This window comes from Tepidicaulis marinus (assembly GCF_000739695.1).
In the GTDB taxonomy this organism is placed as follows: domain Bacteria; phylum Pseudomonadota; class Alphaproteobacteria; order Parvibaculales; family Parvibaculaceae; genus Tepidicaulis; species Tepidicaulis marinus.
Map to the genome: position 1 here is coordinate 69,257 of NZ_BBIO01000003.1, position 25,963 is coordinate 95,219.

At 60.7% G+C, this 25,963-nt stretch carries 28 protein-coding genes; 25 read left to right on the top strand and 3 right to left on the bottom strand.

All coding sequences use genetic code 11. The annotated features are described in order from the left end of the window. The first annotated feature begins 11 nt into the window (after positions 1 to 11). The 9 genes from rpsP to amt all read left to right on the top strand — a co-directional run bounded on the left by rpsP (position 12) and on the right by amt (position 9,275). Entirely contained in the window at positions 12 to 428 is a 417-nt protein-coding gene (rpsP, locus tag M2A_RS03865; RefSeq protein ID WP_045443228.1) for a 30S ribosomal protein S16, read from the top strand. Between the two features lie 53 nt (positions 429 to 481). Continuing rightward, the gene (gene rimM, locus M2A_RS03870) at positions 482 to 1,141 is read left to right on the top strand and encodes a ribosome maturation factor RimM (protein WP_045443230.1); all 660 of its coding nucleotides are present in this window, start codon (positions 482 to 484) and stop codon (positions 1,139 to 1,141) included. Next, entirely contained in the window at positions 1,134 to 1,889 is a 756-nt protein-coding gene (gene trmD / locus M2A_RS03875) for a tRNA (guanosine(37)-N1)-methyltransferase TrmD (RefSeq protein ID WP_045443234.1), read from the top strand. Before rimM ends, trmD begins: the two co-directional genes overlap by 8 nt. A gap of 73 nt (positions 1,890 to 1,962) precedes the next feature. Then, positions 1,963 to 2,352, top strand: coding sequence for a 50S ribosomal protein L19 (gene rplS / locus M2A_RS03880; RefSeq protein ID WP_045443237.1), 390 nt, complete (start codon positions 1,963 to 1,965; stop codon positions 2,350 to 2,352). Between the two features lie 176 nt (positions 2,353 to 2,528). Next, on the top strand, positions 2,529 to 3,944 hold the full coding sequence (leuC, locus tag M2A_RS03885) for a 3-isopropylmalate dehydratase large subunit (protein ID WP_045443239.1): 1,416 nt from the start codon (positions 2,529 to 2,531) through the stop codon (positions 3,942 to 3,944). Between the two features lie 11 nt (positions 3,945 to 3,955). Beyond that, positions 3,956 to 4,561 (top strand): 3-isopropylmalate dehydratase small subunit, encoded by a 606-nt coding sequence (gene leuD / locus M2A_RS03890; RefSeq protein WP_045443242.1) that lies wholly within the window; start codon positions 3,956 to 3,958, stop codon positions 4,559 to 4,561. Positions 4,562 to 4,711: 150 nt separating this feature from the next. Continuing rightward, a complete protein-coding gene (gene leuB / locus M2A_RS03895; RefSeq protein WP_045443245.1) occupies positions 4,712 to 5,818 on the top strand; it encodes a 3-isopropylmalate dehydrogenase in 1,107 nt (368 codons plus the stop codon). A gap of 96 nt (positions 5,819 to 5,914) precedes the next feature. Then, positions 5,915 to 6,934: an aspartate-semialdehyde dehydrogenase gene (locus tag M2A_RS03900; RefSeq protein WP_045443248.1), complete on the top strand. Its 1,020-nt coding sequence runs from the start codon at positions 5,915 to 5,917 to the stop codon at positions 6,932 to 6,934. A gap of 184 nt (positions 6,935 to 7,118) precedes the next feature. Next, on the top strand, positions 7,119 to 9,275 hold the full coding sequence (amt, locus tag M2A_RS17115; protein WP_197052828.1) for an ammonium transporter: 2,157 nt from the start codon (positions 7,119 to 7,121) through the stop codon (positions 9,273 to 9,275). Between the two features lie 13 nt (positions 9,276 to 9,288). Here amt and M2A_RS03910 read toward each other — a convergent pair whose 3' ends face one another. Beyond that, the gene (locus M2A_RS03910; protein ID WP_045443251.1) at positions 9,289 to 10,014 is read right to left on the bottom strand and encodes a DUF429 domain-containing protein; all 726 of its coding nucleotides are present in this window, start codon (positions 10,012 to 10,014) and stop codon (positions 9,289 to 9,291) included. Next, the gene (pdxY, locus tag M2A_RS03915; protein ID WP_045443254.1) at positions 10,011 to 10,856 is read right to left on the bottom strand and encodes a pyridoxal kinase; all 846 of its coding nucleotides are present in this window, start codon (positions 10,854 to 10,856) and stop codon (positions 10,011 to 10,013) included. Before pdxY ends, M2A_RS03910 begins: the two co-directional genes overlap by 4 nt. 126 nt (positions 10,857 to 10,982) lie before the next feature. Here pdxY and M2A_RS03920 point away from each other — a divergent pair, with 126 nt between their 5' ends. The 6 genes from M2A_RS03920 to M2A_RS03945 all read left to right on the top strand — a co-directional run bounded on the left by M2A_RS03920 (position 10,983) and on the right by M2A_RS03945 (position 14,948). Beyond that, positions 10,983 to 11,873 (top strand): HpcH/HpaI aldolase/citrate lyase family protein, encoded by an 891-nt coding sequence (locus M2A_RS03920; protein ID WP_045443257.1) that lies wholly within the window; start codon positions 10,983 to 10,985, stop codon positions 11,871 to 11,873. 45 nt (positions 11,874 to 11,918) lie between these two features. Further along, positions 11,919 to 12,419: a cupin domain-containing protein gene (locus M2A_RS03925; protein WP_045443260.1), complete on the top strand. Its 501-nt coding sequence runs from the start codon at positions 11,919 to 11,921 to the stop codon at positions 12,417 to 12,419. 48 nt (positions 12,420 to 12,467) lie between these two features. Beyond that, complete coding sequence (locus M2A_RS03930) at positions 12,468 to 13,514, top strand: MaoC family dehydratase (RefSeq protein WP_045443263.1); 1,047 nt, start codon at positions 12,468 to 12,470, stop codon at positions 13,512 to 13,514. A gap of 6 nt (positions 13,515 to 13,520) precedes the next feature. Then, positions 13,521 to 13,901 carry a hypothetical protein gene (locus M2A_RS03935; RefSeq protein ID WP_045443266.1) on the top strand — a complete coding sequence of 127 codons (381 nt, stop codon included), beginning with the start codon at positions 13,521 to 13,523 and terminating at the stop codon, positions 13,899 to 13,901. 205 nt (positions 13,902 to 14,106) lie between these two features. Then, positions 14,107 to 14,487 carry a DUF7793 family protein gene (locus M2A_RS03940; RefSeq protein ID WP_045443269.1) on the top strand — a complete coding sequence of 127 codons (381 nt, stop codon included), beginning with the start codon at positions 14,107 to 14,109 and terminating at the stop codon, positions 14,485 to 14,487. Between the two features lie 68 nt (positions 14,488 to 14,555). After that, positions 14,556 to 14,948, top strand: coding sequence for a DUF7793 family protein (locus M2A_RS03945; RefSeq protein WP_045443272.1), 393 nt, complete (start codon positions 14,556 to 14,558; stop codon positions 14,946 to 14,948). Between the two features lie 37 nt (positions 14,949 to 14,985). Here M2A_RS03945 and M2A_RS17120 read toward each other — a convergent pair whose 3' ends face one another. Then, complete coding sequence (locus M2A_RS17120) at positions 14,986 to 16,617, bottom strand: sensor histidine kinase (protein WP_052379186.1); 1,632 nt, start codon at positions 16,615 to 16,617, stop codon at positions 14,986 to 14,988. Positions 16,618 to 16,873: 256 nt separating this feature from the next. Here M2A_RS17120 and sdhC point away from each other — a divergent pair, with 256 nt between their 5' ends. From sdhC to M2A_RS04000, 10 genes are all read left to right on the top strand, one after another. Continuing rightward, positions 16,874 to 17,278, top strand: coding sequence for a succinate dehydrogenase, cytochrome b556 subunit (sdhC, locus tag M2A_RS03955; RefSeq protein ID WP_045443275.1), 405 nt, complete (start codon positions 16,874 to 16,876; stop codon positions 17,276 to 17,278). Next, the gene (gene sdhD / locus M2A_RS03960) at positions 17,278 to 17,661 is read left to right on the top strand and encodes a succinate dehydrogenase, hydrophobic membrane anchor protein (RefSeq protein ID WP_045443277.1); all 384 of its coding nucleotides are present in this window, start codon (positions 17,278 to 17,280) and stop codon (positions 17,659 to 17,661) included. Before sdhC ends, sdhD begins: the two co-directional genes overlap by 1 nt. Positions 17,662 to 17,740: 79 nt before the next feature. Continuing rightward, positions 17,741 to 19,534: a succinate dehydrogenase flavoprotein subunit gene (gene sdhA / locus M2A_RS03965; RefSeq protein WP_045443279.1), complete on the top strand. Its 1,794-nt coding sequence runs from the start codon at positions 17,741 to 17,743 to the stop codon at positions 19,532 to 19,534. A gap of 25 nt (positions 19,535 to 19,559) precedes the next feature. Further along, positions 19,560 to 20,339, top strand: coding sequence for a succinate dehydrogenase iron-sulfur subunit (locus M2A_RS03970; protein WP_045443281.1), 780 nt, complete (start codon positions 19,560 to 19,562; stop codon positions 20,337 to 20,339). Between the two features lie 337 nt (positions 20,340 to 20,676). Continuing rightward, positions 20,677 to 21,021 carry an ArsR/SmtB family transcription factor gene (locus M2A_RS03975; RefSeq protein ID WP_045443282.1) on the top strand — a complete coding sequence of 115 codons (345 nt, stop codon included), beginning with the start codon at positions 20,677 to 20,679 and terminating at the stop codon, positions 21,019 to 21,021. Next, positions 21,021 to 21,479, top strand: coding sequence for a VOC family protein (locus M2A_RS03980; RefSeq protein WP_045443284.1), 459 nt, complete (start codon positions 21,021 to 21,023; stop codon positions 21,477 to 21,479). Before M2A_RS03975 ends, M2A_RS03980 begins: the two co-directional genes overlap by 1 nt. Before the next feature lie 22 nt (positions 21,480 to 21,501). Next, positions 21,502 to 22,020: an arsenate reductase ArsC gene (locus tag M2A_RS03985; protein ID WP_045443286.1), complete on the top strand. Its 519-nt coding sequence runs from the start codon at positions 21,502 to 21,504 to the stop codon at positions 22,018 to 22,020. A gap of 20 nt (positions 22,021 to 22,040) precedes the next feature. After that, entirely contained in the window at positions 22,041 to 23,108 is a 1,068-nt protein-coding gene (gene arsB, locus M2A_RS03990) for an ACR3 family arsenite efflux transporter (RefSeq protein WP_045443290.1), read from the top strand. Between the two features lie 181 nt (positions 23,109 to 23,289). Then, complete coding sequence (locus tag M2A_RS03995; RefSeq protein ID WP_045443293.1) at positions 23,290 to 24,789, top strand: CoA-acylating methylmalonate-semialdehyde dehydrogenase; 1,500 nt, start codon at positions 23,290 to 23,292, stop codon at positions 24,787 to 24,789. A 72-nt stretch (positions 24,790 to 24,861) separates the two neighbouring features. Next, entirely contained in the window at positions 24,862 to 25,719 is an 858-nt protein-coding gene (locus tag M2A_RS04000) for an arylamine N-acetyltransferase family protein (RefSeq protein ID WP_045443737.1), read from the top strand. Positions 25,720 to 25,963: the final 244 nt, after the last annotated feature.

The window sequence follows — 25,963 nt, forward strand, 5'->3', positions numbered from 1 at the left end:
GAAGTTCAAATATGGCAACGAAAATTCGTCTGGCCCGTGGCGGCACCAAAAAGCGTCCCTTCTACCGGATCGTGGTCGCCGATGTGCGCTCGCCCCGCGATGGCCGCTTTATCGAAAAGATCGGCACGTTCAACCCGCTGCTGCCGAAAGATCATGCAGAGCGCCTGAAGCTCGATACCGAGCGTGCGCAGCATTGGCTCGGCCAGGGCGCCAAGCCGACCGACCGTGTGGCCCGTTTCCTCGATGCCGCCGGCCTCATCAAGCGCGAAGCCCGCAACAACCCGAACAAGGGCAAGCCGGGTCAGAAAGCGCAGGAGCGTCTGGAAGCCGAGCGTTTGAAAGCGGAAGAAGCCAAAGCTGCTGCCGAGGCACCGGCTGAAGAAGCGCCTGCCGAGGAAGCTGCGGCAGAGGAATCTGCCGAAGCCTGATTGGGGCCTGATTGGGTCAAGGCGGCAAGAGCCCGGTGCGAGAGGATTGAGGCATGAGCCCAGATGATGCGGGAGAGGGAGCCGGGGAGACGAAAGTCTGCCTTGGCGTGATTGCCTCGCCGCACGGCGTGCATGGGCGCTGCCGCATCAAGACCTTCACCGCCGAGCCCGAAGCCATTGGCGATTACGGGCCGGTGGAAACGGCCAAGGGCAGCTTCGCGCTGAAAGTGACGGGCACCGGCAAGGGCGAGGGCATTGTCATCGCCGAGCTGGAAGGCGTAACCCGGCGCGAGCAGGCCGAGGCGCTGCGCGGGCTGGAGCTTTATGTGCCGCGCGAGAAGCTCGGCGTGCCGGAGACGGGCGATGGCGAGGAAGAGGCCTTCTTCCATGCCGATCTCGTCGGGCTCGAAGCTTGGGCCACGGACGGCAAGCTGCTCGGCCGGGTGATCGCGGTGCATGATTTCGGTGCCGGCGATCTTCTGGAGATCGAGCAGCCGAACGGCAAAGCCGAGCTTTTGCCCTTCACCAAGGACAATGTGCCCGAGGTGAAGCTTGCCGAAGGCCGGCTCATTGCCGATCCGCCCGCAGGCCTGTTCGAGCCGGACAAGCCCCGCGCGAAAAAGCGCCGCCGCAGCCCGCGCGCCAAGGCGAAAGCCGAAGCGCAAAAGGCGGAAGCGGGCGCTGAAGCCGGTAAGGCGCCGGGCGATGGCTGAGGGCCGCACTGCCTCTTCAGGATCTGCCTCTTCAGGTTCTGCTTGGCGGGCGAGCGTGCTGACGCTCTTTCCGGAAATGTTTCCGGGGCCGCTCGGGTTTTCGCTGGCGGGCAGGGCACTTGAAGAAGAGCGCTGGGCGCTCGAAACGGTGGACATTCGCGGGTTTGCGCGCGATAAACACCGCTCCGTGGACGACACCCCCGCAGGCGGGGGCGCGGGCATGGTCATGCGGGCGGATGTGCTTGCCGCCGCGATCGACGCCGTTCACGGGCCCAGCGACGAGAGGCCGCTCATCTATCTCAGCCCGAGGGGAAAGCCCCTCGATCAGGCGAGAGTGCGTTCTCTGGCGGAAGGTTCCGGCGCGGTGCTCTTATGCGGGCGCTTTGAAGGGATCGACCAGCGGGTGATCGAGGCGCGGGGGCTCGAAGAGGTGAGCCTTGGCGACTTTGTTCTTTCCGGAGGAGAGCCGGCGGCGCTGGCGCTTCTCGATGCCGTGATCCGGCTTTTGCCGGGGGTCATGGGAAAAGAGGCCTCGGGCGAGGAAGAAAGCTTCGAGACCGGGCTTCTGGAATATCCGCATTACACGCGGCCGCCCGTCTTCGAGGGCCGGGAAATCCCGGAAATCCTCACTTCCGGCCATCACGGCCGGATTGCCGAGTGGCGGCGGCAGGAAGCGGAAAAGTTAACGCGCGAAAGGCGTCCGGATCTTTGGGAGAAATATCTCAAAGCCTCTCGCCATCGCGATTGAATTATGTTAGGGAAGCGCGCCCGCAGCGATGGGATTATCGGGGCGGCGCTTATATAGAAATGAGGACAGGCCGATGAACATCATTCAGGAACTCGAAAAAGAGCAGATTTCCGCTCTTTCCGAGAAGAAAACCGTGCCGGAATTCGGCCCTGGCGATACGGTGAAGGTCAATGTGAAAGTGACCGAAGGCACCCGTGAGCGCATCCAGGCCTATGAAGGCGTGTGCATTGCCCGCTCCGGCGGCGGCCTGCAGGAAAGCTTCACGGTACGCAAGATTTCCTACGGTGAAGGCGTGGAACGCGTGTTCCCGATCTACTCGCCGCTGGTCGATTCCATCGAGGTTCTGCGCCGCGGTAAAGTGCGCCGCGCGAAGCTCTATTACCTGCGCGGCCGCCGCGGCAAATCCGCCCGTATTGCAGAGCGCCAGGATAAGACCCGCACCAAGGAGAAGGCTGCGGAGTAACCCTGCTCGCCCATTTATCCGAGCATCCGAAAAGCGGGCAGGGCGACACGTCCAGGCCCGCTTTTTGTTTGCCGCTATACCCGTTTGAGAAATGAAGACGGGGCCCGATCCTGAAGGACCGGCCGCAAGGCCAGGATGGGAGCCCCCAAGAAGAAGCAAGATAGGAGCGTAGAGAAATGTCTGCCCGCACCACGCCCAGAACTATGTATGACAAAATCTGGGATGCGCATCTGGTCGATGAGCAAGAAGACGGCACCTGCCTCCTTTATATCGACCGCCATCTCGTCCATGAAGTGACGAGCCCGCAGGCCTTCGAGGGCCTGCGCATGACGGGCCGCAAGGTGCATGCGCCGGGCAACACGCTGGCCGTGGCCGACCATAACGTGCCGACGGCGGGCCGGGCGAACGGCATCGACGATCCGGAATCGAAGCTGCAGGTCGAAACGCTGGAAAAGAACGCGGCCGAGTTCGGTGTGGAATATCTGCCCATGCTCGATATCCGCCAGGGCATCGTGCACATTGTCGGCCCCGAGCAGGGCTTCACGCTGCCGGGCACGACGATCGTGTGCGGCGACAGCCATACCTCGACCCATGGCGCGTTCGGCGCGCTGGCCCACGGTATCGGCACCTCGGAAGTCGAGCATGTGCTCGCCACGCAGACGCTCATTCAGTCCAAGGCCAAGAATATGCGCGTGACGGTGAACGGGCAGCTGCCGCCCCATGTCACCGCCAAGGATATCATTCTGGCGATCATCGGCGAGATCGGCACGGCCGGCGGCACCGGCTATGTGATCGAGTTTGCCGGCGAAGCGATCCGCTCGCTTTCCATGGAAGGGCGCATGACGGTCTGCAACATGACCATCGAAGGCGGTGCCCGCGCCGGCCTCATCGCGCCCGATGAGAAGACCTATGAGTATCTGAAAGGCCGCCCGCGCGCGCCGCAGGGGGAGATGTGGGAGAAGGCGGTCGATTATTGGCGCAGCCTGCCCTCCGATGAAGGCGCGCATTTCGACAAGGAAGTGGTGCTCGATGCGGCCAGCCTGCCGCCCATCGTGACCTGGGGCACGAGCCCGGAAAACGTCGTCTCCATCGAAGGGGCGGTGCCGGACCCGGCCAAGATCGCCGATGAAGCCAAGCGTACGGCCATCGAGCGGGCACTGAAATATATGGGTCTTGAGCCCAATACGAAGATGACGGACATCAAGCTCGACCGCGTCTTTATCGGCTCGTGCACGAACGGGCGCATCGAGGATATCCGCGAGGTCGCCAAGATCGCCAAGGGCCGTAAGGTCGCTGCGCATGTAAATGCGATGGTGGTGCCGGGCTCCGGCCTGGTGAAAGAGCAGGCGGAACAGGAAGGGCTCGACAAGATCCTCATCGAAGCCGGTTTCGACTGGCGCGAGCCGGGCTGTTCCATGTGCCTTGCGATGAATGCCGATAAGCTCGCGCCGGGCGAGCGCTGCGCCTCGACCTCGAACCGCAATTTCGAAGGCCGTCAGGGCCGCGGCGGGCGCACGCATCTCGTCTCGCCGGAAATGGCGGCGGCCGCAGCCATCGCCGGTCACTTCGTGGACGTGCGCAAGTTCAGCTAAGGAGAGCGACAATGGATAAATTCAAGAAACTCGAGGGCGTTGCCGCTCCCATGCCGCTGATCAATATCGACACGGATATGATCATCCCGAAGCAGTTCCTGAAGACGATCAAGCGCACAGGGCTCGGCAAGAACCTGTTCGACGAGATGCGCTACAAGGATGACGGCTCGGAAGTCGAGGATTTCGTGCTCAACAAACCGGCCTACCGGAATGCGGAAATTCTGGTGGCGGGCGACAATTTCGGCTGCGGGTCGAGCCGCGAACATGCGCCCTGGGCGCTGCTCGATTTCGGCATCCGCTGCATCATTTCCACGAGCTTTGCCGACATCTTTTATAATAACTGCTTCAAGAACGGCATTTTGCCGATCCGGCTGCCGCAGGAAGATGTGGACAAACTGATGGACGATGCCGAGCGCGGCGCCAATGCGCGCCTCACCGTCGATCTGGAAGCACAGGAAATCCGCGGGCCGGATGGCGGCGTCATTAAGTTCGACATCGATCCCTTCCGCAAGCATTGCCTGATGGAAGGGCTCGACGATGTGGGCCTGACGCTGCAGAAGAAATCGGCGATTGAAACGTTTGAGGCGAAGCGCGCCGAAGAACAACCCTGGCTTTAAAGGCATTTGCGCAGGGCCGTATTCGCAGCCGCATATTCCGCCGTCATCCGGCCTGCGAGCCGGGGTGACAGTTGAGATAAAAGGATAGGCCGTACTCCGTCGCTGGGCGCCGAGGCGGCAAAACGGCGAAGAAAAAGAAACGAGAGACGCATGACGAAGAAAATTCTGATCCTGCCCGGCGACGGCATCGGCCCTGAAGTGATGGGCGAGGTCGAGCGCATTATCGACTGGTTCAACAAGGAGCGCGGCTTGGGTGCCGAAACCGAGCGCGACCTTGTGGGCGGCTGCGCTTATGACGCGCATGGTCAGGCCGTGTCGGATGCGACCATGGCAAAGGCTCAGGAAGCCGATGCCGTGCTGCTCGGTGCCGTGGGCGGGCCGAAATGGGACGGCGTGCCCTTCGATGTGCGCCCGGAAGCGGGGCTTCTGCGTCTCAGGAAGGATCTTGAACTTTTCGCCAATCTGCGCCCGGCGCTTTGCTTCCCCGCGCTTGCCGATGCGTCTTCCTTGAAGCGCGAGCTTGTGGAAGGGCTCGACATCATGATCGTGCGCGAGCTGACGGGCGGGGTTTATTTCGGTGAGCCGCGCGGCATCGAGGATTTGCCGAATGGCGAGCGGCGCGGTTTCGACACGCAGGTTTATTCGACGCATGAAGTGCAGCGCATCGGGCGCGTGGCCTTCGATCTTGCGCGTAAGCGCGGCAACCGCGTCACCTCCGTTGAAAAACGCAACGTGATGCATTCCGGCGTCTTCTGGCATGAAGAAATGGTCAAGCTGCACAAGGCGGAATTCTCCGATGTGACGCTCGATCATATGCTCGCCGACAATTGCGGCATGCAGCTTGTGAAACAACCCAAGCAGTTCGACGTTATTGTCACCGACAATCTCTTCGGGGATATGCTGTCCGATGTCGCGGCCATGCTGACGGGCTCGCTCGGCATGCTGCCTTCCGCCTCGCTCGGCGGCAAGGATGCCAACGGCAAGGCTAAGGCGCTTTACGAGCCCGTGCACGGCTCGGCACCCGATATCGCGGGCCAGGGGCTTGCCAATCCGCTTGCAACGATCCTCTCTTTCGCCATGGCGCTGCGGTACACGTTCGATCTTAGCGCCGATGCGGATCTTCTGGAGAAAGCCGCGGAAACGGTGCTCGCCGAAGGCTACCGCACGGGCGACATCATGCAGCCCGGCATGAAAAAGGTCGGGACGAAACAAATGGGCGACGCGGTGCTTGCCGCACTCACCAAACTGTCCGCTTAAAATATGACCGTCTGACTTTTCCGGGATCGCAAGTCAGACGGTCCCATGAAAAGGCGATCCGCAAGAAGGAGCCGCTTAAGGCTTCAGGAGAAACACATGGGTTATAAAGTCGCTGTCGTTGGCGCCACGGGCAATGTGGGCCACGAGATGCTGAACATTCTGGCGGAACGCAAGTTCCCCGCCGATGAGGTGGTGGCGCTTGCCTCCCGCCGTTCTCAAGGCAAGGAAGTTTCGTTCGGCGACAAGACCCTGAAGGTCAAGGCGCTGGAGAATTACGATTTCTCCGATACCGACATTGCGCTGATGTCGGCGGGTGGCTCGGTGGCCGAGGAATGGGCGCCGAAAATCGCCGCGCAGGGCTGCGTCGTGATCGACAATTCCTCCAAGTTCCGCATGGACCCGGATGTGCCGCTCGTTGTGCCGGAAGTGAATGCGGAGGCGATTGCCGGTTACACGAAAAAGAACATCATCGCCAACCCCAACTGCTCCACGGCGCAGATGGTGGTGGCGCTGAAGCCGCTGCATGAGAAAGCCACGATCAAGCGTGTGGTCGTCTCCACCTATCAGTCGGTTTCCGGCGCCGGCAAGGCGGCGATGGACGAGCTTTTCACGCAGACGCGCGCCATCTATGTGAACGATCCCATCGTCAAGGAACAGCTGACGAAGCAGATCGCTTTCAACGTCATTCCGCATATCGACGTCTTCATGGAAGACGGCGATACGAAGGAAGAGTGGAAGATGATGGCCGAGACGAAAAAGATGCTCGACCCGAAGATCAAGCTCACGGCGACCTGTGTGCGTGTACCGGTTTTCGTCGGCCATTCCGAAGCGGTGAATATCGAGTTCGAAAACCCGATTTCCGATGACGAGGCGCGGGACATTCTGCGCGAAGCGCCGGGCATTCTCGTCGTCGATAAGCGCGAGGACGAAGGCTATGTCACGCCGGTCGAATGCGTGGGCGATTACGCCACCTTCATCAGCCGTATCCGTGTCGATCCGACGGTGGAAAACGGCCTGAACCTTTGGTGCGTGTCGGACAATTTGCGTAAAGGCGCCGCGCTCAACGCCATTCAGATCGCCGAAGTGCTTTGCTCGGATTATCTGAAAAAAGCCTGATTGCCCGCCGATTTGAGATTAAAGACGCCCTTCCGGCCAGCCGGGAGGGCGTTTTTTCATAGGATAGACTGACCGTTTTCCACTTATTAAGACTAGTGAGTGATAACTATACCCCGCGCGTGGTGGCGTCTTTTCATTGGCCGGGACAAAGCCGTTCCGGCACATCGTTGCGGGGGCAATGGCAATGGCGCCAATGAGCGGGCTCGATATCGCCTGGGTTCTGATCTGCACCGTTTTGGTGCTGCTCATGCAGGCAGGCTTCACCTGTCTTGAGACCGGGCTCATCCGGGCCAAAAATTCTATCAATGTCGCGGTGAAGAACGTCGCGGATTTCTCGCTCGCCAGTCTTGTCTTCTGGGCGGTGGGGTACGGACTGATGTTCGGCCCGAGTGCTTTCGGTCTCGTGGGCCATGACGGCTTCATGCTGGCGGGCCAGGCGGAAGTTACGCCCGAGCGTTCCAGCGAGATGGTGTTCTTCTTTTTCCAGCTTGCCTTTTGCGGCACGTCAATCACGATTGTCTCGGGCGCTGTTGCCGAGCGGATGAGCTTTAAAGGCTATCTCGCCGCAACCTTCATTCTCTCGCTTCTCATCTATCCGATCATCGGCCATTGGGCCTGGGGCGGGCTTGACTCGGGCTCGGCCACGGGCTGGCTTGAAAAACTCGGCTTTATCGATTTTGCCGGCTCGACGGTCGTTCACAGTGTCGGCGGCTGGGCGGCGCTTGCCGCGATCCTCGTTATCGGCCCGCGCCTTGGCCGCTTCGGGCAAGGCGGGCGCGCCATCGAGCCGCATAATCTGCCGCTGGCGGCCCTTGGCATGTTCCTCATCTGGATCGGCTGGTTCGGTTTTAACGGCGGCAGCACGCTCGCCGTCAATCATGTGGTGCCCGTGGTGCTCGTTCATACGCTGCTTGCCGCCTCCGCGGGCGGTATCGCGGTGATGGGGCTGACCTGGGCAATAGATCAGCGCCCGGATGTGGGCGCGACCGTGAACGGCGTTCTGGCCGGGCTCGTTGCGATTACCGCAAGCGCGCATATCGTCAGCACGGGCGGTTCCGTTCTCATCGGCGCCATGGGCGGTTTCGTCTCGGTGCTTGCCGCCAAGCTGCTCGAGCGGCTGGAAATCGACGACGCAGTGGGCGCGGTGCCGGTGCATCTGGCCGCCGGTATTTGGGGCACGCTGGCCGTCGCGCTTTTCGGCGAGATGTCTTATTTCCCCAATGGCGCAAGCCGGTTCGAGCAATTCACCGTGCAGCTCACCGGCGTTGCCGCGGCAGGGGCCTATGCCTTCACGCTTTCCTTCGCGCTGATGAAACTCATCGATCCTTTCCTTGCCATGCGTGTGCGCGCCCGGGCCGAGCGTGAAGGGCTCAATATTTCCGAACATGGGGCAAGCAGCGCGCTTTCCGAACTTTTGGGGCGGATGGAAGACCAAAGCCGGCGCGGGGATTTTTCCCACAAGGTGCCCGTCGAGCCTTTCACGGAAGCAGGCGAGCTTGCCTTCCGCTATAATCTCGTTCTCGACCGCTTCAACAGCGAGGTCAGCGCCCATGAAAAAGCGGCGGCGGCGTTGCGCGAAGCGCGCGATGCGGCCGAAATCGCCAATGCGGCAAAGTCCGAATTCCTGGCCAATATGAGCCACGAGCTTCGAACGCCGCTCAATGCGATCATCGGTTTTTCCGAGATCATGACGGGCGGCATGTTCGGCGAGATCGAGAACCCGCAGTATAAAGAATATATCCACGACATTCACCGTTCCTCCAACCATCTGCTCAGCCTGATCAACGACATTCTCGATCTCTCCAAGATCGAGGCGAACAAGATGGAGCTCGCGGATGAAGATCTTGATCTCGGCGAGGAAGTGCGCGGCTGCGAGCGGCTGATCCGCTGGCGCGCGCAAGAAGCGAAACTTGTTTTCGATGTGCTGATCGACGAAGATCTGCCCCGGCTGATCGCCGACCGGCGGGCGCTTCGCCAGATGATCCTCAATCTCGTCTCCAACGCGGTGAAGTTTACGCCGGAAGGGGGCCGTGTGGTCCTCTCGGTGGAGCGGGAAGTGGATGGACGCATCGCGATTTCCGTCGCCGATACCGGCATCGGTATTGAGAAATCGGATATCCCGAAAGCGCTGACGCCGTTCCAGCAAATCTCCACCGGCGACACGGTCTATATGGCAGATGGCACGGGGCTCGGCCTGCCGATCACCGCGGCGCTCGCGCGGCTGCATGGGGGCACGGTGGTGATCCGTTCGGAGCCCGGGCGCGGCACGGAAGTGACGGTGCGCCTTCCCGCCTCCCGTCTTCAGGAACGGCCTGCGAAGAACAAGATCGAATTCGTTTAAGCTGTCATCTGCGCTACGCGGAAATTTCCATGCGCAAGCCCTCTGCATTGAAGCGGGGCTCAGCGGGCAGGCGGATTTCTGCCCCTTGGCTCATGCGCCAGGCGCTCCAGGTGCAGGCGCAGGCATCGAGAATATCGTCTTTTCCCACGTCCTTGCGTTTGAAGGCGGGGGCGCGCAATTGCGTGAGCGGAAAGCCTGCTTTTTCAAGCAGGCCGCGGCGGAGCGCGAGGCCGGGTTCCGCCGGCGCGCTTTTGACTTTTTTCGGCAAGTGCAGCGGTATCTCCCCGTTCATTGCCCAGAACGCCAGCTCCGGGTGGCATTCGCGCAGCCAGCTTTGCGTTTCCGGCGTTACAAGCGCTGCAAGCTCGCGAATCTTCGGGAAGATGTTGAAACATTGTTTGGAGACACCGCGCGGCGGTTCCGAATGCGCGCGATTGAGACGGCAGGCCTCCTGAAACTCCTCAGCCGCAAGCGCGGCGCGCGCCGGGGTGGAAAAGACGGAGGATTGGCGCTGGCCGAGCCGGGCGCGGGCTTCGCGTTCGCAGTGCCGCCCGCCGCGCTCGGCTTTTTCCGGCAGGCCGATCGGCATATCGACGGCAAGGAAGGCAGGGCGCTCGTCCCATTTCAGAACCTCGGCAAGTTTTTTCACCAATCGGGCCTGCGGCGGCGGGCCTTCCGGTCCCTGCCAGAGCACGAGAACCCAGCCTGCCGGGCAGCCATCGGCGCCTGCCACGATCATGGCTGAAGATCCTCAAGCTCAAAGCGCGGGGCGTTGGGGCGGAGCGCGTCTTGATTGGCAATGAGCCGCAATTCTTCGGCGCCTCTACTCGCCGCAATGATGGCGGCAGCCGCATCCGAGGCGAGGGCGAGGGCATGAGCCGGCTCATTTCTTTCCAGGAAGTGGCCGAGAAAGAGCGCGCTGATCAGATCGCCCGTGCCTTTCGGCACGTCTTCAATGAAAGGCGTGCTGCAGCGCCAGGCATGGAAGGGGCTCACCAGCACACTTGCCGCAAACCCGGGTTCCGGCGGCGGCGCGGAGGTGGCAAGCACATAAGGTGTTTTCAGCGCGCGGGCTGCGGCGCGCGTCTGCGCCATGTCCTCGCAGGGCAATCCGGCAAGGTGTGACAGTTCGAACGGGTTCGGCGTCAAAATATCGGCAAGGGCGCCGAGTGCACGCATGCCCGATGCGATATTTTCAGGGACGTAAAGCCCCGTGTCTTCGTCGCCGAGAATGGGATCGCAGAGATAAAGAAAGGGCCGCTTGCTTTCTGCCGCCTCTTTGCGCCGCCGCGCAATGAAGCGGGCGGCGATATCCAATTGTTCGGGATGGGCGAAATAGCCGGTGAGCACCGCATCGCAGTCCGCAAGCCAGCCCTTTTCTTCCAAGGAGGAAAGCGCGGCCTCCAGAAAGGCAGGCTCGCTCACCCGCGCGGCAGGTCTCCCATGGCCCGGATGATGGGATAGCAGCGTGGTGGGCAGCGCCATCACTTCATGGCCGAGGCGCTGCAATGTGAAAACGGCGGCGGAATTGCCCACATGGCCCCGGGCGACCTGGCTGGAGAGACAAAGAATGTTGGCCATCCGGTATTCCTTAGAGCGTAAGCCTTGGCTGCGGAACCTCAGGGCGAATCGCTGCTTGGCAGCGGGGCACGGGCTTTATAGTCTGCCGCCAATTCAAGCCTTGCAGAAGACCATTGGAGAGAGTTTATGGCCGATCAGTCCGCCCGCCCGCGCCGCAGCGTGCTTTATATGCCCGGATCGAACGCCCGGGCGCTGGAAAAAGCAAAGAGCATTGCCGCCGACACGCTCATCCTGGATCTGGAAGATGCGGTGGCCCCCGATGCCAAGGAAGAAGCGCGTGCGCAGGTGACCTCCGCCGTTGCGGGCGGCGGCTATGGCAAGCGGGAAATCGTGATCCGCGTGAATGGGCTCGACACGCCCTGGGGCGCGGCCGATATCGAGGCGGCGGTTGCCGCCGGGCCGGACGCCATATTAGTGCCGAAGATCAGCTCGCCTGAAGATGTGACGCGCGCGCATGAGGCGCTTGAAAAGGCGGGCGCGGGCCCCGAGCTGCAGCTTTGGGCGATGATGGAAACGCCGCTCGCCATGCTGCGCGCCGAAGCTATTGCCGCGATGAGCCAGACGACGCGGATGAGCGTCTGGGTAATGGGCACGAACGACATCGCCAAGGAGCTGCGCTGCGCCCATACGCCCTTGCGGCTGCCGATGATCACGTCGCTCGGGCTTTCCATGCTGGCGGCGCGCGCTTATGGCATTGTGATGCTCGACGGCGTTTATAACGACATCAAGGATGAGGACGGCTTCAAGGAGATGTGCGTGCAGGGCCGCGAGCTCGGCTTTGACGGCAAGACTCTGATCCATCCCTCGCAGGTCGGTCCCTGCAACGAGATTTTTGCGCCCGATCCGGAAGATGTCGCTTTCTCGCGCGCCATTATCGAAGCCTTCGCCCAGCCGGAGAACAAAGGCAAGGGCGTTTTGAAGGTGGAAGGGCGCATGGTCGAGCTGCTGCATGAAGAAATCGCCCGGCGCACCGTTGCCATTGCCGAGGCGATCGAGGAACTTGAGAAGAGCGCATAGGCCTTCGTGCGCTGGGTGCCAAACACTGCCTCAAGAGAGGACAAGATGAGCAAATCTATCGAGGACTATGTGGTTCGCACCGGCGCTTTCAGTACCGAAGGCGGGTTCCGGTTTGCTCATCCGCTCAATCCCAATTCACGCATCGAGATGCGCCAGCTTTCCCGGCAGGCAGGCATGGAGCGGGTACATCTTACCCTCGCGCGCGTGCCGGCAGGCAAGGAAAGCTTTATTGCCCATGCGCATACGACCGAAGAAGAGTTTATCTTCATTCTGGAAGGTGAAGGGTTGCTGCGGATCGACGGCGAGACGACCATGGTGCGCAGCGGCGATTATGTCGGCTTTCCGGCGGACGGCGCCGTGCATCATCTCTCCAACCCCGGCACGAGCGATCTTGTCTATCTGATGGGCGGTGAGCACCTGAAAGCGGATGTCTCCCGGTTTCCCGATATCGGCAAGGTTGGCTTTTGGGCGGACGGCATTATGACCTATGTGGATGAAGATGCGGGCCAGCGTTTCGTGCCGGATGATTTCGTCGCGAAGGACTGAAGCGCCGCCATGCGGCAATGACGACAAGCCTAAAGCAGAAAGAAAACGATGACGAAAACCAATCCGGGTAATTTCTTCGAGGATTTCAAGATCGGGCAGGTGCTTGCCCATGCAACGCCGCGCACGGTGACGGAAGGCGATGTCGCGCTTTACACCGCGCTCTTCCCGGTGCGTTTTGCGCTGCAATCTTCCGATGAGTTTGCCCGGGGCGTCGGCTATGCCCGCGCGCCCATCGATGACATGCTCGCCTTTCATATCGTCTTCGGCAAAACCGTTCCCGATATTTCACTGAATGCGGTTGCCAATCTCGGCTATGCCGATTGCCGTTTCCTAAAACCCGTCTTTCCGGGCGATACGCTCTCGGCGAGTTCTGAGGTGATCGGCCTGAAAGAAAATTCCAACGGAAAGACCGGCGTCGTCTATGTCCGCTCCACCGGGCGCAATCAAGCGGGCGAGGCCGTGCTCGATTATGTGCGCTGGGTGATGGTGCGCAAACGCGATGAGGCCTCCCCTGCGCCCGCACCCCAAGTGCCGGAGCTGCCCAGTGCGGTCGGCCCTTCGGCTATCGCGCTGCCCGAGGGTACGGATTTCTCCAGGATCGACCTTGCCGCCACCGGCTCGCCTTTCAAATGGGGCGATTATGAAGCCGGTGAAAAGATCGACCATGTGGACGGTGTGACGATCGAGGAAGCCGAGCACATGATGGCGACCCGGCTTTATCAGAACACCGCCAAAGTGCATTTCAACCAGTTTACGGAAGGCAAGGGCCGTTTCGGGCGCCGGCTTATTTATGGCGGCCACGTGATTTCCCTTGCCCGGGCGCTTTCCTTCAACGGGCTCGGCAATGCCTTTCTGGTTGCCGCGATCAATGGCGGACGGCATGTCGCGCCCTGCTTCGGCGGCGATACGGTGTTCGCCTGGTCTCAGGTTCTGGAAAAGGCGCCGTGCCCCGGCCGGAACGATCTCGGGCTCCTGCGCATTCGCACCATTGCCGCCAAAGACCGGCTGTGTCACGATTTCCCCGGGATGGAGAACGAGGGGGATGGCGAGGGTATCATTTTGGACCTTGATTATTGGGTTCTGATGCCCCGCTAGGGCAGCATGAAGAAATTCACTTTCTACGAAGTGAAGATCGAGGAAATCGAGCCCGGTATCGTCGTCACCGATTACGGCAGCCAATTGGTTACGCCCGTCCTGCTTGCCGATCTCCTCGACAGGCTTGCCCGCGAATGGGGCGATACGAAAATCGCCATGTTGACCATCGCGCCCAGCGCCACGGAGATGGGGAAATTCACTTCCGTGGTCGAAGAGAAGAACGCCTCGGGTTTTATCATTGCTTCCGCCGTTCTGGCCTCGAACCAGCTGCAGAGAGAGCTTATCCGCGTCGTGCACGGGCAAAAACAGACGGCTCACCCGCGGCGCATTTTCGAAGACAAGGAAGAAGCGATCGCCTGGCTGCGTGAAGAGCTGCACGGGCGGTGACAGGCGCCCTGTCAATGATGCAATTCTTCTTCTACCATTTGTTTCGTACACAGTTTTGTGAGAACACGGCGTAAGGCAGCTTTTGTCGTATTGCCGTGATTGCCGCGCGAAAAAGATTCGGCCAGTCTTTTTCTATCGATGGGGCAAGGGGGGTGCGGGCGGCGCAGAGAACTTGAGGCGGTTCCCGGTCTGCCGGCAGAAGACAATGAAGCAATTCCGGTTCTACGAAGTCGAGATCAATGAAATCGAGCCGCGGATCATTTCCCTCGATTACGGCAATTATCTTGTAACGGCGGATATCGTCCGCTCGCTGCTTCTGAAAATCAAAAAGGATTGGCCGGGGCAGAAAGTCGCTTTGCTGTCCGCGGCAGAAGCCATCTCCAACCTCGACAAGGTCGCGTATGTGCTCGAAGAGCTGAAGGCTTCCGAGTTCATCTGCGCGGGCGGCATTCTGGTCCGTAACCGTCTGCAGGCTGATATTGCCCAGGCGTTCGTCAAAATACAGGTAGCGGGAGCATATGCGCAGAAAATCTTCGTCGACAAGGAGGAGGCACTTGTCTGGCTGAGGGAGCGGCTGGGCGACTGACCGGCTTGCTGAGCGTCCGCCGCTGTGTCACTCTTTTAATCAGGGTACTGCGCGGTGGATGAGCCTTCATGGGTACGGCACTAAAGCAGCTTCGGTTCTATGAGGTTGAGATTCGCGAGCTCGAGCCGCGGATTTTGGAAATCGATTATGGAACGCAGATCATTACCGCCGAGCTTTTGGAGGCGGTGATCGAGAAAGTGCACAAGGAATGGCCGGATTATAAGGTGGCTATTCTCGTGCGCGCCGCTTCCGCCGTGGATCTGGGGCGTGTTGCCAAAGTGGTGGAGGCGGAAAAGCTCGGCCGGACGACAGCCGCCGTTGCCATTCTCGGTCATAGCAAGCTGGCGCAGATGCTGGGCAATCTCTTCATGCGTTATGAGCGCAGTCCTTATCCCAACCGGCTTTTCACTGACCGGGAAGCGGCCATTGCCTGGCTGCGCGCGCAGCTAAGGGATGCGTGAGCCGTTCGGCCTTGATGTCTGGCTGCGCGCGGGCAGTCTAGATCAGCGTTACCTTGCGCTCTTTCTGAGCGGTGCCCGTCTGGGTAGCCGCCTGGGTACCCGTCTGCATGCCCGCCTGGATGGTTGCCGCAAGCACCCGCCCGGCCGGAAACACCAGGCTGACGCAGGTTCCCACACCCACTTCGCTCTCCAGTTCCAATCTGCCGCCATGCAATTCCATCAGCCGGCGCGAAAGCGGCAACCCGAGGCCCGTGCCTTCATATTGCCGGTGGAGCGAATTGTCGATCTGACCGAAGTTTTCCATCGCCAGCGCAATGTCTTTCCGGGCGATGCCGATACCGGTATCGCGTATGTCGATGGAAAGCTCGCCGGTGTCGCGTAACTGCGCGGAAATAGCGACCGACCCGCCTTTGGGCGTGAACTTCACCGCATTGGAGAGAATGTTGAGGAGGATTTGGCGCACCCGCCTCTCGTCCCCATCGATCAGCGGCAAATGCGCCGTCTCCGACACATGAACCGATATCTCGCCGCTTTCGGCCAGATGCGAAATCATGCGGTGCGCGGCGTCGATGGCCATACCCACTTCCAGCGGTGCCTCTTCAAGCTCCAGGCGGCCCGCATCGAGCTTTGAGAAATCCAGAATGTCGTTGATGAGAGCGAGTAAGTGTCTGCCGCTTTCGTGAATATGACCGGTATATTCCCGGTAATGATCATTGGGCAGCGGGCCGAAATGCTCATGCGCCATCATCTCGGAAAAGCCGATAATGGCGTTGAGCGGGGTTCTGAGTTCATGGCTGATGGCTGCCAGGAATTGCGATTTGGCCTGGCTGCCGGCTGCCGCAGCTTCCAAAGCGCTTAAGAGATTGTCGCGCACCGCTTCCAGCTCGTCCCGCGTGATCTCCAGTTCTTCGGCATAGCGGCGCATGCGTTCGGCTTCTTGCGCGTTGCGCCCGGCAAGATGCTTGTCGAAAACGGCCATCAGAAAGGCTGTGCTCAGGATCATTGCGGAGAGCATGGCGGTGAAAACCGCCAGCCATTTGGGATCCACCGTGGCATAGGAAAAAGGCATTGCCGGGTCCGGCACCAGCGTGACTGCCGTCATGCCGGTGAAATGCAGCCCGCAAATGGCGAGGGTGAACAGCGCCGTGCCGACGAGATGCCGGCTCACCCCATCCAGAATGCGAATGAGATTGAAAGCCAGCGCCATGACGGCGAGCCCGATGATCCAGGAGGCGGCGACATAAGCGCCGTCCCACTCGATATGACCTGAAAGGCGCAGTGCCGACATGCCGGTAAAATGCATGAAGCCGATGGCCGCGCCGACAGTCAGCCCGCCCAGCGTCAGCCGGTTCATATAAAGGGCAATGCCCGCGCCCAGCGTGCAGAGCGACACGGAAATGAAAACGGAAAGCACCGTCAGCGGAACGTCATAAGCAACAGGCAAGGCGGACTGGTAAGCCAGCATGGCGATGAAATGCGTCGCCCAGATGCCGGCGCCTGCCACAAGCCCCGTGCCTAGCAGCCAATAAAATTTAGGGCGGCCTTCGGCAACCCACGCCCGGAAGAATAGATCGATGGAGGTAAAGCATGCGATCAGGCAGACCGTGGCGGCGAGGCCAACGAGCCAGAGATTGTGCTCGTTCGTGATGCACTCCAGTACCGTAATCATAAATGCCGACCGCCTGATCTTTCCCGGCCGCCTGCAGCGCAGCCCGGCCTTTCTTGATAAATGCTACAGCGTGTATGGCGGGTTAATTTCCAGGCAGGGGTTTTGCGCAGGGGAAAGCGTTCTCTTGCGATTCATTCGCAAATATTGCGCTTAAGTGCCTGATTTTTCTTCTGCATTTGCCTTGACGTCCCGGCTCGGCTAAACACTTTCTCCAAAAGCAACCCTTTGAGTAATCAATTTCAGGGGCAGGTCCTCAATGGCTGACTCACCTTCCGCTTCCCGGCCGCTTTCGCCGCATTTGGGCATTTACCGCAAAATGCTCACCATGATGATGTCGATCGTCCATCGCATTACCGGCGCCGCGCTCTATTTCGGTACTTTGCTGCTTGCCTGGTGGCTGATCGCCGCGGCGAGCGGCGCGGAGGCTTACGACGTCTTCTCGGCCCATGCCGGTTCCTGGTACGGGCGGATCGTGCTCTTCGGTTACACCTGGGCACTGATCCACCACATGCTGGGCGGGCTGCGCCATCTGGTCTGGGACATGGGCAAAGGCTTCGACCTGCGCCTTGTCGAATGGATGGCGCGCGGCACGGTTGCAGGTTCGGTCATTCTCACCGTGGTGGTCTGGGTGATCGCCTATCAAATGATGGGAGCGCTTTGATGAGCGATATGCGCACACCTTTGAGCCGCGTGCGCGGCCTTGGTTCGGCAAAAGCCGGGACGGAACATTTCTGGCTGCAGCGGCTGACGGCGATCGCCAATATTCCGTTGGTGATTTTTCTTCTGGCCTCGCTCGTGGCGCTGGCCGGGGCGGACTATGAGACCGTGCGGGCCTATCTTTCCATGCCGCTCGTCACCGTCATCGTGCTGGCGCTGATCGTCTCCGGCATCTGGCATATGCGCCTCGGCATGCAGGTGGTGATCGAGGATTATGTGCACGGCGAGAATCTGAAACTGCTCTCGATCATCGGGAACAATTTCTTCGCGCTCGCGGTCGGGCTTGCCTGCGTCTATGCGGCGCTGAAGCTCGGCTTCGGTTCTTAAAATTCGGGCGCTGATGTCCGGTCCTTGCGCCGGCTTTCAGGGTCATTTGACGTTCAATTCATAAAAGGCAGTGTCCGGCATGAGTGCCTCAAAAGCATATGAATTCCAGGATCATTCCTTCGACGTAGTGGTGGTCGGCGCCGGTGGCGCGGGGCTTCGCGCCACGCTTGGCTGCGCTCAGGCCGGTTTGAAGACCGCCTGCATCACCAAAGTGTTTCCCACCCGCTCGCACACGGTTGCAGCTCAGGGCGGCATTTCCGCCTCGCTCGGCAATATGGGGCCGGATGACTGGAAATGGCATATGTACGACACCGTCAAAGGGTCGGACTGGCTGGGCGATCAGGACGCCATCGAATATCTCTGCCGCAATGCGCCGAAAGCCGTTTACGAGCTTGAGCATTTCGGTGTGCCGTTCTCGCGGACGGAAGAAGGCAAGATCTATCAGCGCCCCTTCGGCGGCATGACCACCGAATACGGCAAGGGCATCGCGCAGCGCACCTGTGCTGCCGCCGACCGGACGGGCCATGCGATCCTGCACACGCTTTATGGTCAGAGCCTGCGCTATGACGCGGAATTCTTCATCGAGTTTTTCGCCATCGACCTCATCATGAGCGATGACGGGCGCTGCGTCGGTGTCGTCGCGCTGAAAATGGATGATGGCACGCTGCACCGCTTCTCCGCCAAGCAGACGATCCTGGCGACGGGCGGTTATGGCCGCGCTTATTTCTCCGCAACCTCGGCGCATACCTGCACGGGCGACGGCAATGCCATGGTGCTGCGCGCCGGCCTGCCGTTGCAGGATATGGAATTCGTGCAATTCCACCCGACGGGGATTTACGGTGCCGGCTGCCTGATCACGGAAGGCGCGCGCGGCGAAGGCGGCTATCTCGTCAATTCCGAAGGCGAACGCTTCATGGAGCGCTATGCGCCGTCCGCCAAAGACCTTGCCTCGCGCGACGTGGTCTCCCGCTCCATGACCATGGAAATTCGCGAAGGGCGCGGTGTGGGCGCAGGCAAAGACCATATCTTCCTGCATCTCGATCACCTGGACCCGGATGTGCTCGCCTCGCGCCTGCCGGGGATTTCCGAATCGGCCCGCATCTTTGCCGGTGTCGATGTGACCAAGGAACCGATCCCGGTGCTGCCGACCGTGCACTACAATATGGGCGGTATCCCGACGAACTATCATGGCGAGGTGATCTCGGGCAAAGGCGGCGCGGACGATATCGTGCCCGGCCTGATGGCGATCGGGGAAGCGGCCTGCGTTTCCGTGCACGGGGCGAACCGCCTCGGCTCCAACTCGCTGATCGACCTTGTGGTGTTCGGCCGCGCGGCGGGCCTGCGCGCCGCCGATGTGGTCGATCCTGCCGAAAAAGCACCGACGCTGCCGAAAGGCGCGGGCGAGAATTCCATTGCCCGTCTCGATCATTTCCGCAACGCGAATGGCTCCACGCCGACCGCCGAGCTGCGCCTTGAAATGCAGCGGACCATGCAGAATAACTGCGCGGTTTACCGCACGGGCGAGGTTCTGGAAGAGGGCGTCAAGCTCATGGAAAAAGTCCATGCCGCCGCCGACGACATCAAGGTCACGGACCGCTCGCTGATCTGGAACTCCGATCTCATCGAAACGCTGGAATTCGACAACCTGATCGTTCAGGCCCGCGCGACGATGAACGGGGCGGATGCGCGTAAAGAAAGCCGCGGCGGCCATGCCCGTGAAGATTTCCCGAACCGGGATGATGAAAACTGGATGAAGCACACGCTCGCCTGGGTCGATGACAACCGCAACGTCACGCTCGGCTACCGCGAAGTGCACAATTACACGCTCTCCAACGAGATCGAGTACATCCAGCCGAAAGAACGTGTCTATTAAGGCTTGAAGGTAAGGGTTTACGCAAATGGTTGAACTTGCACTGCCGAAAAATTCCCGCGTCACCAAGGGGAAAACCTTCAAGGCGGCACAGGGCGCAAAGAAGGTCCGTAAATTCCAGGTCTACCGCTGGGATCCGGAAGGCGGGGAAAACCCGCGCATGGATACCTATGAGGTCGATCTCGACAATTGCGGCCCGATGGTGCTCGACGCGCTCATCAAGATCAAAAACGAAATCGATACGACGCTGACTTTCCGCCGCTCCTGCCGCGAGGGGATTTGCGGGTCCTGCGCGATGAATATCGACGGCACGAACACGCTGGCCTGCACGAAGGGCATCGACGAGATCAAGGGTGAGGTGAAAATCTACCCGCTGCCGCATATGCCGGTGGTCAAAGACCTCGTGCCGGACCTGACGAATTTCTATGCCCAGCACGCCTCCATCGAGCCCTGGCTGCAGACGCGCACCGTCGAGCCGGAAAAAGAATGGAAGCAGTCGCCGGAAGACCGGGAGAAACTCGACGGGCTTTATGAGTGCATTCTGTGCGCCTGCTGCTCGACCTCGTGCCCCTCTTATTGGTGGAACGGCGACCGCTATCTCGGCCCGGCCGTGCTCCTGCAGGCCTACCGCTGGCTGATCGACAGCCGCGACGAGGCAACCGGCGAGCGGCTCGACAATCTGGAAGACCCCTTCCGGCTTTACCGCTGCCACACGATCATGAACTGCGCCAAGGCCTGCCCGAAGGGCCTCAACCCGGCCAAGGCGATTGCCGAAATCAAGAAGATGATGGTGGAACGCCGCGTCTGACCTTGCCGGCATCCGGAAAGTTGTAAAGGCCGTCCTTCGGGGCGGCCTTTTTCGTTTGTCTTTGTTTTGTCCGCGCGCTTGCGCTTGCTGCGGCAGGCTGCGTGGACCCCGGCTCGGGGGCCGGGGTGACGGGAAGAGCAAGCGGTGAGGCAATGCCTTTCCCTTAACTCCAAGTGTCACCCCGGGTTTATCCCGGGGTCCATATAGCGGTTGCCGCAAGGAGTGGAGCCGCTGGACCCTCCATCAAGCGGACATGTGAGGGCGAAAAGCGAGAAGGTTCATGCAATTTCTCATTCTGCCTCTTGAAATGCTTCGATAATTCCATAATTATCGAACTATGAAACAGGAAGATGTCATTCTCGCCCTTGGCGCCCTTGCTCAGGAGACCCGGCTTCAGGTTTTCCGGGCCCTGGTGCGCGCCCATTCGCCGGACCCGGCGGCGGGCGGGCTTGCCGCCGGCGCGCTCGCCGAGGCGCTGGGCGTTGCCCAGCCCACGCTTTCCTTTCACCTGAAAGAGCTGGCGCGGGCCGGGCTCATCCAGGCACGGCGGGAAGGGCGCTCGATCATCTACCGGGCCGAGCTCGGCGCCATGCAGGCTTTGACGCAATACCTGCTCGAAGATTGCTGCGGCGGGGCCTGCGGCTCGGTTCAAACCCTTTCTCTGGAAAAGGAGTGTGTGTGATGAAACGCCTTCACGTCAGCTTCAATGCGAGCGATCTGGAAAAATCCATCGCGTTCTACACGGAACTTTTCGGCGCCGCGCCCAGCGTGCGCAAAGACGATTACGCCAAATGGATGCTGGACGACCCGCGTGTCAATTTCGTCATCGAAGGGGGCGGCGGCACGCCGGGCTTCACCCATGCCGGCATTCAGACCGAAAGCGAAGAAGAATTGCATGAAGTCTTTGACCGCCTGAAAGAGGCCGAAGCGCCCTATCTACCCGAAGGCGTGACGACATGCTGCTATCACAAGTCCGAAAAAAGCTGGACGTCCGATCCGGACGGTGTGGCCTGGGAAGCCTTCTATACGTTCCACCAGACCGAAGAGCGCGGGCATTCCAACTTGGAAGCGGACGCTTATGACGTCCCGCCCGCAAAGGCGGAAAACATCACCGGCTGCGGCCTTTCCGGCTGTTGCTGAGACCAGCCAAGAGTATGATCCGATGAGCGATACCAAGCGTCAATTCAACGTGCTTTTCCTGTGTACGGGAAATTCCTGCCGCAGCATTCTAGCGGAAGCCTATCTCAATCATGCCGCCGGCGACCGGTTCAAAGCCTATAGCGCGGGCAGCCACCCAAAGGGACAAGTACACCCTTTGGCGCTTGAGACATTGCGCGTGGCAGGCCTTCCTACTACAGGACTGTCCAGCAAGGGATGGGAAGCATTCGAGGGGCCGGGCGCGCCGGCCCTCGATTTCGTCATCACCACCTGCGACAGCGCGGCGAATGAGGTCTGCCCCATCTGGCCGGGCCAGCCGATGAATGCCCATTGGCCCTTCCCGGACCCGGACGCTTTCCAAGGCACGGAGACGGAGACGAAGGCGCACTTCCTCGATGTTTTCCGGCAGATCCGTACAAGGATCGATATTTTCGCCAATCTGCCGCTGGCCAGTCTCGACAAGCTTTCCTTGCAGAAAAAGCTCGATGAGATCGGCAAGACCGCGCCGGCCCCTTCCCTTTAATTTGCTTCAGGATCGTTTCCATGGCCGATAGTCAGCCCAGCCGTCTTTCGTTTTTGGACCGCTATCTCACTTTCTGGATTTTCGCCGCCATGGCGGCGGGCACGCTGCTGGGAACGTTCTTTCCGGGCGCCGCCCATCTTTTCGGCTCGTTTTCGGTGGGCTCGACCAATCTGCTGATCGCCGCCGGGCTCATTCTCATGATGTATCCGCCGCTTGCGCGGGTGAAATATGAAGAGCTGCCGCGTGTTTTCGAAGACAGAAAAGTTCTGGTTCTCTCGCTCATTCAGAACTGGCTGATCGGGCCTTTCCTGATGTTCGCGCTGGCCGTGATTTTTCTGCGCGATGAACCGGCCTATATGACGGGCGTCATTATCATCGGTCTTGCCCGCTGCATTGCCATGGTCATCGTCTGGAACCAGCTGGCGCGCGGCAGCAACGAATATGTGGCAGGCCTCGTTGCTTTCAATTCGCTCTTCCAGCTTCTGTTCTTTCCCGTTTATGTCTGGTTTTTTCTGGGCGTTTTGCCGCCGCTTCTCGGGCTTGAGGGGCAAATTCTCGATATCGGGTTCTGGACCGTGGCGGGCGCCGTTTTCCTTTATCTCGGTGTGCCCTTCGCGGGCGGCTATCTGACGCGCAAGGTGCTGCGCGCGCGCAAGGGTGAGAACTGGTACACGAATACTTTCCTGCCGCGCATCGGCCCCATTACGCTTGCCGCGCTGCTCTTTACGATTTTCGTCATGTTCGCCATGAAAGGCGAGGCGGTGCTGGCCCTGCCGGTCGATGCGCTGCGCATCGCGCTGCCGCTTGCGATTTATTTCTTCCTCATGTTCGCGGTGAGTTTCGTGATGGGCAAGCTCTTGGGGGCGGATTACGCGCGCACCACCTCGCTCTCGTTCACGGCGGCCTCCAATAATTTCGAGCTCGCCATTGCCGTTGCCATCGCCACGTTCGGCATTGCCTCGCCCGTCGCCTTTGCCACGGTGATCGGCCCCCTGGTGGAAGTGCCGGTGCTGATCTCCCTCGTCTCCGTGGCGCTTTGGCTGAAAAAGCGCTGGTTTACCGGCGCTGAGGTCCGCCAGCCTGCCTGACGCAGGGGCGGGCTTTACCTTTCCCGGCCGCCCGCCTGCCGCTGGCCCGTTCGTTGGCCAATATACTCGACAAGGGACACAAGAGACCGTGAGCGGGGCTTGCGGGCGCCGGGCTGCGGCGTTAAGCAGACAGGCAGGAAGGCGTCTGCCCGGACCCTCGGGCCCCAGCCGGGAGCAAAAAATGACCAAAGAACTCATGCATTTTATCGGCGGCAAGGCCGTGAAGGGCCAGAGCGGCCGTTTCCTCGATGTTTACAACCCGAATACCGGCGAGGTTTCCGCGCGCACGCCGCTGGCAAGCGCCGATGAAGTGCGCGCCGCGATCGCCTCCGCCGAAAAGGCGTTTCCGGATTGGGCCGCCGTCAACCCGCAGCGCCGCGCGCGGGTGATGTTCGAGTTCAAGCGCCTGGTCGAGGCCAATATGAACGAGCTTGCCGAAATGCTCTCCAACGAGCATGGCAAAGTGGTCGCGGATTCCAAGGGCGATGTGCAGCGCGGGCTGGAAGTCATCGAATTTGCCTGCGGCATTCCCCATCTTCTCAAAGGCGAGTTTACCGAAGGGGCGGGGCCCGGCATCGACATGTATTCGATGCGCCAGCCGCTCGGCGTTTGCGCCGGCATCACGCCCTTCAACTTCCCGGCCATGATCCCGATGTGGATGTTCGGTGTCGCCATTGCCTGCGGCAACACCTTCGTGTGCAAACCTTCGGAAAAAGATCCCTCCGTGCCGCTGCGCCTTGCCGAACTGATGATGGAAGCGGGCGCGCCCGAAGGCGTGCTCAACGTCGTCAATGGCGATAAGGAAGCGGTGGACACGCTTTTGACCGATCCTGGCATCGAAGCGGTGAGCTTCGTCGGCTCCTCGGCGATCGCCGAATATATTTACGCCACGGCTGCTGCCCACGGCAAACGCGTGCAGGCCATGGGCGGGGCGAAGAACCACGCCATTATCATGCCCGATGCGGATATGGACCGCGTGGTCGACGATCTCATCGGCGCGGGCTACGGCTCGGCGGGCGAGCGCTGCATGGCGATCTCCGTTGCGGTGCCTGTGGGCGAGGAAACGGCGGACCGGCTCGTCGAAAAACTCGTGCCGCGCGTGCAGTCGCTCAAAGTCGGTCTTTCCACCGATCCCGATGCCGATTACGGCCCCCTCGTCACCGCGCAGCACCGCGAGAAGGTGAAGGCCTGCATCGATCTCGGTGTGAAGGAAGGCGCGGAGCTTCTCGTCGATGGCCGCGACTTTTCCATGCAGGGCTATGAAAACGGTTTCTTCCTCGGCGGCTCGCTCTTCGACAAAGTGACGCCGGACATGTCCATGTATAAGGAAGAGATTTTCGGCCCGGTCCTCCAGATCGTGCGGGCGAAGGATTTCGAAGAAGCCGCCGCATTGCCGACGAAACATCAATACGGCAACGGCGTTGCGATCTTCACCCGTGACGGGGATGCGGCGCGCAGCTTTGCCAGCCAAGTGCAGGTCGGCATGGTCGGCATCAATGTGCCGATCCCGGTGCCGCTTGCCTATCACTCCTTCGGCGGCTGGAAGCGTTCGGCCTTCGGCGATACGAACCAGCATGGGCCCGAAGGCGTGCGCTTTTACACGAAAGTGAAAACCGTCACCTCGCGCTGGCCGACCGGCGTCAAGGAAGGCTCGAGCTTCGTCATCCCGACCATGAAATAGAACCTGATTGGTTCTTGCGCAAATTGAAGGCGTTGCCATCTAATGGCAGCGCCTTTTTTCTGGAGCTTGCCCATGTCCGCCCAAGCCAATCCGCCGCTGCCCGAAGAAACTCCGATCGATCTCGACGCTTACTTCGCGCGGATCGGCTATCAGGGTCCCCGCCAGCCGGACCTTGAAACGCTGAGCGGCATTCAGTTTGCGCAAGCCACCTCCGTGCCCTTTGAAAATCTAAACATTCTTTTCGGGCGCGGCATCGCGCTCGATCCGGAAAGCCTGCAGCGCAAGATCGTGCGTGAGCGGCGCGGCGGTTATTGCTTCGAGCAGAACGGGCTCTTGTTGCGGGTGCTGCGGCAGCTCGGTTTCAAAGCCGAAGGGCTGATCGGGCGCGTGCGCTGGATGCAGCCGGCGGGCGCGCCGCCCACGGGCCTCACCCATATGCTGATCCGCGTGCATTTGCCCGAAGGGCCCTATCTGGTGGATGCGGGCTTTGGCGGTATCCGCCAGACGGTGCCGCTCAAACTCGTGCCGGGTCTCGTGCAGAAGACTTCCCATGAAGATTTCCGCCTGGTGGAGGAGGGCAGCAGCCTTCTTCTGCAGGCCGATCTTGGCGGCCGCTGGGGCGACATTTGCGCTTTCGGGCTGGAGACGGCAGCGGGCGCCGATTACGAGCTCGGCAATTGGTTCACCTCCACGCACCCTTCCTCGCTTTTCGTCAATTACCTCATCGCCGAGCGCCCGGCGCCGGGCCTGCGCAAAATGCTCTTCAACGACATGTTGACGGTCCGCGTGGTGGGCAAGGAACCGGAAACGCATATGCTTTCTTCCGCCGAAGAAATCGCCGCGGCGCTCGATGAGCATTTCGACCTGCCCGTCGCGCAGGACAAGGTGCCGGTGCTGGAGAAGTTCGTGGGGCTCACCGCCTCGCTTTGAGGAAAGTGTTTGCCGCGCCGCTTCATGGACCCCGGGTCAAGCCCGGGGTGACAGCATGAGTTTGGGGTGGGCACTGAACCGTCCAAATACGCCCCGCGTCACCCCGGCCCCCGAGCCGGGGTCCATGCAGCCTCGCTATATACCGCAGCGCCGGAAACGGCGTCCTGCCACAATGCCCACCCAGTTCGTCAATTGTTCTTCCCTGCGAAGCGATTGCTTTCTGCGGCATATGCGCTAAAAGCGC

Excerpts from the sequence above, each read along its gene's own strand:
- amt (WP_197052828.1), top strand. The coding sequence starts at position 7,119 with ATGGCGCCAATGAGCGGGCTCGATATCGCCTGGGTTCTGATCTGCACC.
- rplS (WP_045443237.1), top strand. The coding sequence starts at position 1,963 with ATGAACATCATTCAGGAACTCGAAAAAGAGCAGATTTCCGCTCTTTCC.
- M2A_RS03935 (WP_045443266.1), top strand. The coding sequence starts at position 13,521 with ATGAAGAAATTCACTTTCTACGAAGTGAAGATCGAGGAAATCGAGCCC.
- rpsP (WP_045443228.1), top strand. The coding sequence starts at position 12 with ATGGCAACGAAAATTCGTCTGGCCCGTGGCGGCACCAAAAAGCGTCCC.
- pdxY (WP_045443254.1), bottom strand. The coding sequence starts at position 10,856 with ATGGCCAACATTCTTTGTCTCTCCAGCCAGGTCGCCCGGGGCCATGTG.
- leuD (WP_045443242.1), top strand. The coding sequence starts at position 3,956 with ATGGATAAATTCAAGAAACTCGAGGGCGTTGCCGCTCCCATGCCGCTG.
- M2A_RS03925 (WP_045443260.1), top strand. The coding sequence starts at position 11,919 with ATGAGCAAATCTATCGAGGACTATGTGGTTCGCACCGGCGCTTTCAGT.
- sdhD (WP_045443277.1), top strand. The coding sequence starts at position 17,278 with ATGAGCGATATGCGCACACCTTTGAGCCGCGTGCGCGGCCTTGGTTCG.
- M2A_RS03930 (WP_045443263.1), top strand. The coding sequence starts at position 12,468 with ATGACGAAAACCAATCCGGGTAATTTCTTCGAGGATTTCAAGATCGGG.
- M2A_RS03985 (WP_045443286.1), top strand. The coding sequence starts at position 21,502 with ATGAGCGATACCAAGCGTCAATTCAACGTGCTTTTCCTGTGTACGGGA.
- M2A_RS03910 (WP_045443251.1), bottom strand. The coding sequence starts at position 10,014 with ATGATCGTGGCAGGCGCCGATGGCTGCCCGGCAGGCTGGGTTCTCGTG.
- sdhA (WP_045443279.1), top strand. The coding sequence starts at position 17,741 with ATGAGTGCCTCAAAAGCATATGAATTCCAGGATCATTCCTTCGACGTA.
- M2A_RS03980 (WP_045443284.1), top strand. The coding sequence starts at position 21,021 with ATGAAACGCCTTCACGTCAGCTTCAATGCGAGCGATCTGGAAAAATCC.
- rimM (WP_045443230.1), top strand. The coding sequence starts at position 482 with ATGAGCCCAGATGATGCGGGAGAGGGAGCCGGGGAGACGAAAGTCTGC.
- M2A_RS03945 (WP_045443272.1), top strand. The coding sequence starts at position 14,556 with ATGGGTACGGCACTAAAGCAGCTTCGGTTCTATGAGGTTGAGATTCGC.
- M2A_RS04000 (WP_045443737.1), top strand. The coding sequence starts at position 24,862 with ATGTCCGCCCAAGCCAATCCGCCGCTGCCCGAAGAAACTCCGATCGAT.
- M2A_RS03970 (WP_045443281.1), top strand. The coding sequence starts at position 19,560 with ATGGTTGAACTTGCACTGCCGAAAAATTCCCGCGTCACCAAGGGGAAA.
- leuB (WP_045443245.1), top strand. The coding sequence starts at position 4,712 with ATGACGAAGAAAATTCTGATCCTGCCCGGCGACGGCATCGGCCCTGAA.
- M2A_RS03995 (WP_045443293.1), top strand. The coding sequence starts at position 23,290 with ATGACCAAAGAACTCATGCATTTTATCGGCGGCAAGGCCGTGAAGGGC.
- M2A_RS03920 (WP_045443257.1), top strand. The coding sequence starts at position 10,983 with ATGGCCGATCAGTCCGCCCGCCCGCGCCGCAGCGTGCTTTATATGCCC.
- M2A_RS03940 (WP_045443269.1), top strand. The coding sequence starts at position 14,107 with ATGAAGCAATTCCGGTTCTACGAAGTCGAGATCAATGAAATCGAGCCG.
- arsB (WP_045443290.1), top strand. The coding sequence starts at position 22,041 with ATGGCCGATAGTCAGCCCAGCCGTCTTTCGTTTTTGGACCGCTATCTC.
- leuC (WP_045443239.1), top strand. The coding sequence starts at position 2,529 with ATGTCTGCCCGCACCACGCCCAGAACTATGTATGACAAAATCTGGGAT.
- sdhC (WP_045443275.1), top strand. The coding sequence starts at position 16,874 with ATGGCTGACTCACCTTCCGCTTCCCGGCCGCTTTCGCCGCATTTGGGC.
- trmD (WP_045443234.1), top strand. The coding sequence starts at position 1,134 with ATGGCTGAGGGCCGCACTGCCTCTTCAGGATCTGCCTCTTCAGGTTCT.
- M2A_RS17120 (WP_052379186.1), bottom strand. The coding sequence starts at position 16,617 with ATGATTACGGTACTGGAGTGCATCACGAACGAGCACAATCTCTGGCTC.
- M2A_RS03900 (WP_045443248.1), top strand. The coding sequence starts at position 5,915 with ATGGGTTATAAAGTCGCTGTCGTTGGCGCCACGGGCAATGTGGGCCAC.
- M2A_RS03975 (WP_045443282.1), top strand. The coding sequence starts at position 20,677 with ATGAAACAGGAAGATGTCATTCTCGCCCTTGGCGCCCTTGCTCAGGAG.